The organism is Nostoc sp. ChiQUE01b (genome assembly GCF_034531255.1).
GTDB lineage: Bacteria > Cyanobacteriota > Cyanobacteriia > Cyanobacteriales > Nostocaceae > Nostoc.
Genome location: NZ_JAVRBM010000093.1, coordinates 1 through 8,800, shown reverse-complemented (window position 1 = coordinate 8,800; position 8,800 = coordinate 1). Strand labels below are relative to the sequence as shown.

5 protein-coding genes are annotated in these 8,800 nt (G+C 40.2%); 2 read left to right on the top strand and 3 right to left on the bottom strand.

Going from position 1 to position 8,800, the window contains the following annotated elements; genetic code table 11:
- Positions 1 to 644: 644 nt before the first annotated feature.
- From RMY63_RS35180 to RMY63_RS35170, 3 genes are all read right to left on the bottom strand, one after another.
- Positions 645 to 1,376 carry a hypothetical protein gene (locus RMY63_RS35180; RefSeq protein ID WP_322733132.1) on the bottom strand — a complete coding sequence of 244 codons (732 nt, stop codon included), beginning with the start codon at positions 1,374 to 1,376 and terminating at the stop codon, positions 645 to 647.
- Positions 1,377 to 2,270: 894 nt separating this feature from the next.
- Positions 2,271 to 3,212 carry a hypothetical protein gene (locus RMY63_RS35175; protein ID WP_322733131.1) on the bottom strand — a complete coding sequence of 314 codons (942 nt, stop codon included), beginning with the start codon at positions 3,210 to 3,212 and terminating at the stop codon, positions 2,271 to 2,273.
- A gap of 444 nt (positions 3,213 to 3,656) precedes the next feature.
- Positions 3,657 to 4,451, bottom strand: a complete 795-nt coding sequence (locus RMY63_RS35170; protein ID WP_322700407.1) for a methyltransferase domain-containing protein — start codon at positions 4,449 to 4,451, stop codon at positions 3,657 to 3,659.
- 208 nt (positions 4,452 to 4,659) lie between these two features.
- On the opposite strand from RMY63_RS35170, the gene RMY63_RS35165 reads away from it, so the two are divergent.
- Both RMY63_RS35165 and RMY63_RS35160 read left to right on the top strand, forming a co-directional pair.
- On the top strand, positions 4,660 to 6,915 hold the full coding sequence (locus RMY63_RS35165) for a filamentous hemagglutinin N-terminal domain-containing protein (protein WP_322733130.1): 2,256 nt from the start codon (positions 4,660 to 4,662) through the stop codon (positions 6,913 to 6,915).
- A 12-nt stretch (positions 6,916 to 6,927) separates the two neighbouring features.
- A complete protein-coding gene (locus RMY63_RS35160) occupies positions 6,928 to 8,781 on the top strand; it encodes a CHAT domain-containing protein (protein ID WP_322733129.1) in 1,854 nt (617 codons plus the stop codon).
- Positions 8,782 to 8,800 lie beyond the last annotated feature (19 nt).

Genomic DNA, 8,800 nt, shown 5'->3' with positions numbered 1-8,800 from the left:
ATACACCCCTGATAATTTCAAAAATAAATAATCATTCAATTAAGTCGGAAGTTGGAAGTCGGAAGTCGGAAGTACGGTTTTTGTGATAGCGAACGCGAACAGCGTAAGAGTTGCCTCTTCGACTGTGCATAGCGCCTACTTATTTAAACCCCAACACAAAACAAGCTCGTGTCTTGGGAATGGGGGCTTAAACCCTTACTTAAGTATCGGAACCAGGAAGTAACAACTTCCGACTTCCGACTTCGTTCAAATATGACTTTTTCTGAACCTTTAACACAAGCTCAGTCACAGGAGATTTATAACTGCCAAATATCGGCGGTAGCAATTACTCTGCCCGCCGAATATCCAGCATTTTTTAGTTGATAATTTATCCAAATGCCTTGGAATTATCATTTATTTAGAAGTCGCTCTTTCGCTTTGGGAGCAAGTCGCAAGTAATACCTCATAACGAAATAGGGGGATTGAAGTAAGGACGCTTTAAGTCTTGCACTAGGTGTTGAGACAAAATTCTTTATTGGCTTCCTACGAATAAATTCGTTTGTCTAGTAACAATTTTTACTTCGACTTGCGATTTCCGACTTGCGACTTCCGACTTGCTACTTCTTTTTGTCAAGTTCATTATCGCAATAAAAACTTCTTACTACTTAGATAGCAGCACTCATAGCAAATACATTGGGAACTACAGTTTTCTCTTCACTAGTTTTGCCCAAAAACTTATTACTAATAATTTCTTGGTAAGCTAATAAGTCTGCTTGCCAATTATCAATGCCTTGATGTATGCTGTTTTTGCGTTCAACTGGAGTTTCACTGTTGACTTCGTAGCTAAAACTACCACTGAATAACACAATTGGGGTACTTGTTTCATCTGGATTCCGTAGGGCTGCTTCATTTACACTCAGGTAAAATGGCCCGCGCTCCAAGGTGTAAGCTAAGTTCAGTGTTGCTCTCACTGGTGCAGTCCCAGCTTCTTGCCATGAACCCGAAGATAATAGTGTTTCTGTTATAAATAAACGGGCTGCATCAACATCTTTTTCAAAAGCAACGTAGCCTCTTGGATTAATACCTACAGCTTCATACTCGACGTTGGGTAAGGCTTCAACATATTTTTTAGCAATAGCTGCTACAGCGATTTCTTCTACTGCTTTATTTTCAATCGCTTCTATGAACATGACTCGTGTTGGTTCAGCTATGATAACGATGCCGTTGGTAAAGGCGACTTGGGATACGCTTTGGGTATATATCGGTTGACGAGCCAATTCCCATTCTGTCGGAACGATGCCGCTGTATTTGAGGAAATCTGGATTCAGGATAGTGGGTTTGTGATTTTTCGCAGCAATGATAATCCCGAACTCTTGCGTAATTAAGGTTTGGCTCATGATGTTTTCCTGATAACGGTGTACTTCAAGTTATGAGTGTTTGTGTGGACGGTGGTGTTACTCTTTAGCAGAACTTGTGTCATCGGCTTTGAAACGGGATTAGGGATAAGATGCAGGGGATTAAAAAAATTTTCATAACCTCTGACATTGCATACCTCACATCCGCTTTTATTTTAGGAGTTCCCGTAGGTAGGATAAACCAAACGCTGTAGCTTCAACCCTTGGCACATAACCCACTACTAGACACGGTTGTGTCTGACCCTTGTAACTTTATACACGTTTTTGAAGATTTACACCCGCGAGATTCTACGTAAAGCTGCTCAAATCCCTTTTTAGGTACTAACTATATTAATTTATTTTCATAAACTATCTTATATATGCAGTGTAATGAGTACATGGAACTACCACGCTCTGCGATCTCTGTTGTAATGGAGCGATCGCAACTACCTGCTATGTCAATCGCTGTCAGTTGGTTTGGTTACTAATCACCCACGATACTGCACGGGCAGCCCATCAATCCTGCATACGTTTATGAGTAGCTTACTTTTATTACTTGAGTTTTGAACTTTTTCCGGTTCTTGGAATACTCAAGACGAAATTAATCGCATTACTGCGAGGATAAGGTTCTGTGTCTGGAGCGATATAATCTGCGATCGCAAAAAGGCAGGGCATAGCCTATCACATAATTCTATCAAATCTTTTATCAGGGCTTTTTAAATTTAACCTCATCAATTGCAACAAGTATTAAGTTCTATGATTTCCTTGAAGCGATAAGCCATTCTGGCATGGCAACTTTTGGAGACGCCGTTCGCGTTCGCTTATCGCTTTCATACAACGAGTTAATTGTTGCATTGTGTATTTGTTGCATTAACCTATTGTTGACTAGCTGTATCGTCACTTCTGCTGCTTCCAAACCAGGTTGTACTCTCTCTCAACAGCCGTCAAGAGCTTTGCCTGCAAGGATGACAGATAAGGTTTGGCTTGCTTCCCTAAACCCTGCAACAGCCAATCCACAGAAGAGTCACGGTTAGCCACTTGATGCAACTGCCGTAACCTCACACATAACTGCTGCATGAATTGGCAATCTTCATCAAGCAATTCCAGTAACTTCAGGTGTTCAATCTTCACGGTGTAGTCGCCGTCCCAGGTCTGGACTGTACAACTGTATTCTCTAGTATGGCTGACTACTCCCCAATAACCCGCTTTACCTCTCAGTTCCGGGTTATCCTTCGGCAACAGAAGGCATATTTCCCCAATATGATAAGGATTGGGTACTTTCGTCCTTTCGCGTATCCTGTCCACTACGTCTTTCACTATGCGACCAGATGGAATCTTATTACCAGCTTGCTCTACTGCCTGTTGCCATACATCCGCTTGCACAGCCGGTTCCAACTCGGCTTTCGCCAAAAAGCGCAATTGTCGTTCGTTGGTCGGCATTGGAATTTGCCGACCAATGGTCGGCAAAAACTTTTGAAGATTCTCATAAACCACAGTAGCCGAAATCTTCAAGTACGCCGCATCACGACTATAATTGAAGCGATCGCGGCAATACTCCTCAAAAGTCTGGTGCGTGGAACGGTACAATCTGCGATCCCGCAACTCCATCAGCGCCTGACCCGCTGACAAAAATGCACGTTCCACACGGCGCTCTAAATGCAGGCGTTCGCTTTGCTCTTCCTCGGTCAACTCTCTTATTTCAACAGCAGTAACCGTAATCGTTGCTGAAGCTGGATTTTCGTGCGAAGAAGGATCTTTTTTTGCAGAGTCGCTTGCTGGTTTTGGTTCGCCAGATACCGCAGGGATAACTTTCTTGCGTCTAGATGGTGGTTTGTTCATTGCCGCACCTCCAAACTGACAGCAGTCGAACAAATATTGAATTGTGTCATCATGGAATATAGAGTTTTTATTTATGCCCCCAACCTGTTTAAAGGATGAGGTTTTTCATTACTTTTTATATTTTGCACCGATGAAAGAATACTTTGACGAAAATCAGTCTAATACCACGATTAACAAGAAATACTTTATAAGTCAGGAGCCTGAATTCAATTCTGACTTCTGACTTCTGACAACTGAATTCAATTTCAGCTTATTCTAGAAAATACCCTCTTAACACACGGGTAAAACAACGGCTAATGATTGATTATTTGACAGCGAGTATTGCATTTTGGATGACTATATAAATCTCATCTAGGTTAAAACCCGTAGTTTTTCCGTATCGGGTTTGAGATGAGTTGTAATCCACAGTCGATATTTAGTTTTATTTAGAATGAAAGGGCTTATTTAAATTTTTTGAGCAAAGAAAAGAACTGATAAATAGGGTTTAGTAACATATCCCCCATGAACATTTAATATCTGTATAATAGCATCAGAAAAATCCTGCTTTTCAGTTTCAGTAAATTCTTGATAAGCAGTTTGAGTTTTCAGAAGACCTAGATATCGCTCTGCATCATAATCAATAGACCAAGGATATTGTTTTATCACTAGGTTTTTGAAACAAAAACTATTTAATATCCAGTTTTGTCTTTTTTTTATTAGTGATTCAACTGAGGATGGTTTAGCATTAGATATTGTTGTAGATACATATTTTGTAAACGTTTCTTTTAGCGCCTGAAATATTAAAGTATCGGGTAAAATAGAGAAATTCCAAAAAAACGCAATATAACCTTTTTCTTTTAAAGCTTGTGCAACTTTTGGATACCCTTTTTCACGATTTACCCAATGAAAGGCTTGAGCAGATATTGCTAAATCAAAGGCTTTTGGGCGTAAGTTCCAATCCTCTAAAGTCACTGTCTCAAATGTCACCTTTGGATATAAACGCATATTTTGAGATGCTATTGCAATCAGTCTTTCACCTGGCTCTAAACAGCAGATAGTATAGCCCTTTTCAGCAAATGGAACAGTTCCCTTACCTGTCCCTGTTCCAATATCTAAAATTGAAGCTGAATCTGGAAGATTAGCCATCTCAATTACATCTTCAATCAGTTGAGATGGATAGCTAGGGCGTGCTGCATCATAGATTTCTGCAACTTCATTAAAGGACTCACTACGTTTTCTGTTCATCACTGATAAATCCACAAACGTATTTTGCTCCCGATCGCTTTCGCTCGGATTTTAGAAAATATTAACAGTTTTACCACTAGAGAAAAAGCCTCTGTCTCCAATCCAATTTGACAAGACGCTACCGCTACTATTAATCTGTATAATTGGTAATCATTCGGGTGTAGGGTGCAAGTCTGTACTAAAAATAATTCAGAGACCAACCGAGAAACTTTTACCATGATTTATGACAAAAGCTTTATCCTGGCTTATTAAGGGCAGCACCTTGTTTTGTCTATTGCCTTGGGAGCCAATTGCGGCACAAATTGTTCCCGATGTAACCCTAAGAGTCAACTCCAGCGTCACACGAGAGAGTAATAATACCAGTGCGATAACGGGAGGAACCCAAGTCGGAAGCAATTTGTTCCATAGCTTTGGACAGTTTTCTGTACCCACAGGAAGCGCAGTCTACTTCAAAAATGCCCCAGATATCCAAAACATTTTGACAAGAGTGACGGGTAGCTCAATATCTAATATTGATGGTTTAATTCGAGCTAACGGCATAGCCAACGTATTTCTTATTAATCCCAATGGGATTATTTTTGGGCCGAATGCTTCACTGAACATTGGCGGCTCGTTTTTCGGCACTACTGCTAGTAATATTAAATTTGCTGATGGCATCTCCTTCGATGCTAAACCCCTTAGTGGTGCAGAACCTCTGTTAACAGTGAGCGTGCCTGTGGGATTAGGATTTGGGACAAATGCTGGAAATATTCACGTCTTTGGAGACGGCCAGGGTATAAGAAAAACTTCAGACCTCATAGATACTAGTTCTGGTTTGCGCGTGCAGCCAAATCAAACCTTAGCTTTGGTGGGTGGTGATATAGTACTCTCACGTGGAACGCTTAAAACAACAGGGGGACAGATTGAATTAGGCAGCGTGGCTGGAGCGGGTTTGGTCAACCTGATTCCTACAGATAAAGGCTGGACGTTGGGATATTCAAGCATCTCAGCCTTTGGAGAGATCCAGTTGTCTGGAGCAGCAGCAGTTGATGCCAGTGGAAATGGTGGTGGCAATATACAAATACAAGCCATGAAGCTAATGCTAGACGGTGGTTCTCAGATTGAGTCCAGCACATTAGGAGCAGGAACGGGAGGAACATTGAAAATTAATGCTTCAGATTCAGTGAACCTTGTAGGATTAACAGAAGTTGATTCGTTTTTCAACACTGGTATATCGAGCCTAGTTTACCCAAGAGCTACCGGATCTGGTGGCAACATCAATATTGAAACTGGGCGGTTAAATGTCCGGGATGGAGCAGGGATCGCTGCTGGTACGTATAGCTTCGGAAATGCTGGTTCCATAAACGTGTTAGCTCATGATTCAGTAGAAGTGCTGCGAAAACCAACAGCGAATGCAGGCAGTTCCATAACAAGTTTGGCCCAACGAGGATCTACCGGATCTGGCGGTAACATCAAGATTGAAACTGCGCGGTTAAGTCTACGCTCTGGAGGAGTGATATCATCAGGCACATTTGGGCAGGGTTCGGGAGGCAACGTATCTATAACTGCTAACGAAGAAGTGCAAGTAACCGGAAAGTCATTAACTGGTAATTCTCCTAGCAGAATATCAACTCGAACTGGAGGAATTGGAAAGGCCGGAAATCTGACAATCGAAGCAGAACGATTAACTGTCACTGATGGTGGGAGAGTAAATATTGGTGGTGAAAAAATTCCAAAAAATCTCAACTTTCAGCCAGGACAAGGAAATGCAGGAACCCTCCGAATCAACGCAGACAGTATCAATCTAGACAGAGGTACTATCACAGCTGGCACAGAGGGCGGCACAAAGGGCGAAGGAGGCGACATTTTCTTACACTCTGGTGACTTACAATTACGTGACAGTATCATTACTGCGACTGCTGGGGGTAATGGCGACGGCGGCAACATCACTATCAACACAGATATCCTAGTTGCAATAAAAAATAGCAGCATCACCGCAAATGCCTTTGAGGGTCGTGGTGGGAATATCACAATTAATGCTAAGGGACTATTCCTTTCCCTTAATAGCTTAATAACAGCTAGTTCCAAGTACGGAATTAACGGTACTGTTCAATATAACATCGCTGATACTAACATTACCCCTAGTCAACTAAAAGCAGAAGTAATTCCAATAACTCCTGAAATCACCCCAGTTTGTCAGGCACGAGCAGGCACAGAAGTAAATAGTTTTCGAGTTAGTAGTACTCGCAATCTCCAATCTAAGCCTAATAACCTGATGTCTAACAATGTTGAGCAAAGTAACTCTGTTCCAGTTCCAGCTTTGAATAATTCACATAATCCAAAATCATTAAGAAGTAACCAAGTTACACAAATCATAGAAGCCAACGTTTTGATTCGGGATTCTCAAGGAAATTTAGTTTTGACAACAGACCAAGCAAATCCAACCTGGGATAATGCTTCACTGTCTGCAAGTTCTTGTTTTTCAGAATTTCAGTGGTAAAAAGATATAAAAATGATCTCACTTCAATGTTGCTTTAAATATCTTTTCTCAGGCATTCTAGGGCTGTCTTTAATTTTAATTCAATCCTCTTCCCCTGCCCAGACTGTAAAAAAAGAAAAAGAATTTCTCAAAAATCAAGCGGCATCCCTGACTTCATCAGGTCACGAACAATTAGCTCTAGATCAGGCGAATGAAGCTTTAAAAACTTGGCAGGAATCTACCAAAATATATCGCCAACTAAACGACCAAGAGGGAATTACGGAAAGCCTGATTAATCAAAACCTTGCTTTCCAAGCATTAGGATTACATAAACAAGCTTGCAATACACTTTTAGAAGCTTTAAATTTTAATACAATTTTAGGTATTTGCGACACGACTTTGCAGCAACCTGCTCTTACTCAAAAAGAGCAACTCACGACATTAATTGGTAAGCAGGAAGCAACATCGGTTAACTTACTTGGATTACAGAATCTCGGAGAAGTCTTGCGGATTTTGGGAAAGTTAAATGAATCTGAAACAGTTCTACAAGAAACGTTAACGCTAGCAAAACTTGTATCTTCATCAAAGATTAGTGGGATTTATCTGTCTCTAGGTAATATTGAACAGACAATTTATCAGCAATTACAAGATAAATATTCTTGGATAGAGGAACCACTTTTTCGAGAGCAGATTGCTAACATTATTCCACAAAAAGCGCAAAAATCACTCTGGTATTACCAAACACTAGAAAACATCCCAAATATCTCAAAATCAGCTAAACTGCAAGCTCAGTTGAATCACTTAACTTTACTGATCAGTTGGGAAAAATGGCTCAGTCATCAACCAAATCAAGTGAACCTCCATCAGAAAGTTAATCAACAAATTAGAGTATTGGTAAATCAAATAGATGGCAATTCTTCTGCCTTTTTGGAGTTATCACCTGAGCCATCTATTCATGCTCGGTTGAATTTTGCTAATAACCTCAGCCAGATACCAGATGAACAATTGAAATCAGTAGCGATTCGATATGCTAAATTAGCATTGAAAATGGCTGAAACTATTAATAGTATCCGATGGTTATCCTATAGTTTTGGTACTTTGGGTAAAGTATCAACTCAAACAGAACAAAAACAGGCATATTTTACGAAGGCTTTAAGATTCGCTCAATCAATTCGGGCTTTGGATATTGCTTACGAATGGCAGCAGCAGTTAGGACTAATTTACCAAAAGCAGGGAAAAACTGAGTTAGCGATTCAGAACTATAATGCTGCGATCACAAACATGACTGAAGTGCGTGATAGTCTTTTGTCAACTAACGGAGATTTGCAGTTCTCTTTTCAGTCAGAAATGGAGCCGACATATCGTAATTATATGCGATTACTCTTAACATCACCTAATCCTGATTTAAAAAGAGTAATAGAGATAAATGAAGGATTGCAGATAGCACGCTTAGAAAACTTTCTCAGATGTGGCAAGCTTGACCTTGTTGCTTTGAATCAGCTTCAGAACCTCAAGAGCGCCCCAACAGTAATTCACATTATTGATTTAGGGGATACTATAGAAGTAATTGCTCAGTCAACAGATGGCTCACTTCACCACCATTCTATTGAATCTAAACTAGTTCGATTCCAGATAGATCATCTTTTAGAAGCTTTACAAAATGAAAATTTTTCTGAAGTAGGCGAAAGTAGCATTACTACTTCTTCTCAAGGAATTTATGAAAAGCTAATTGCACCAATAAAAACATATCTACCCCCATCAGGAACACTCGTATTCACTTTAGATAAATCTTTCCAAAGCATACCAATGGCATTGTTATATGATGGAAAACATTATTTAATAGAGCGTTACAGTATTAGACCTATCCGAAATATAAATACGGCATAAAAAAGTGGTAGAAGAATAA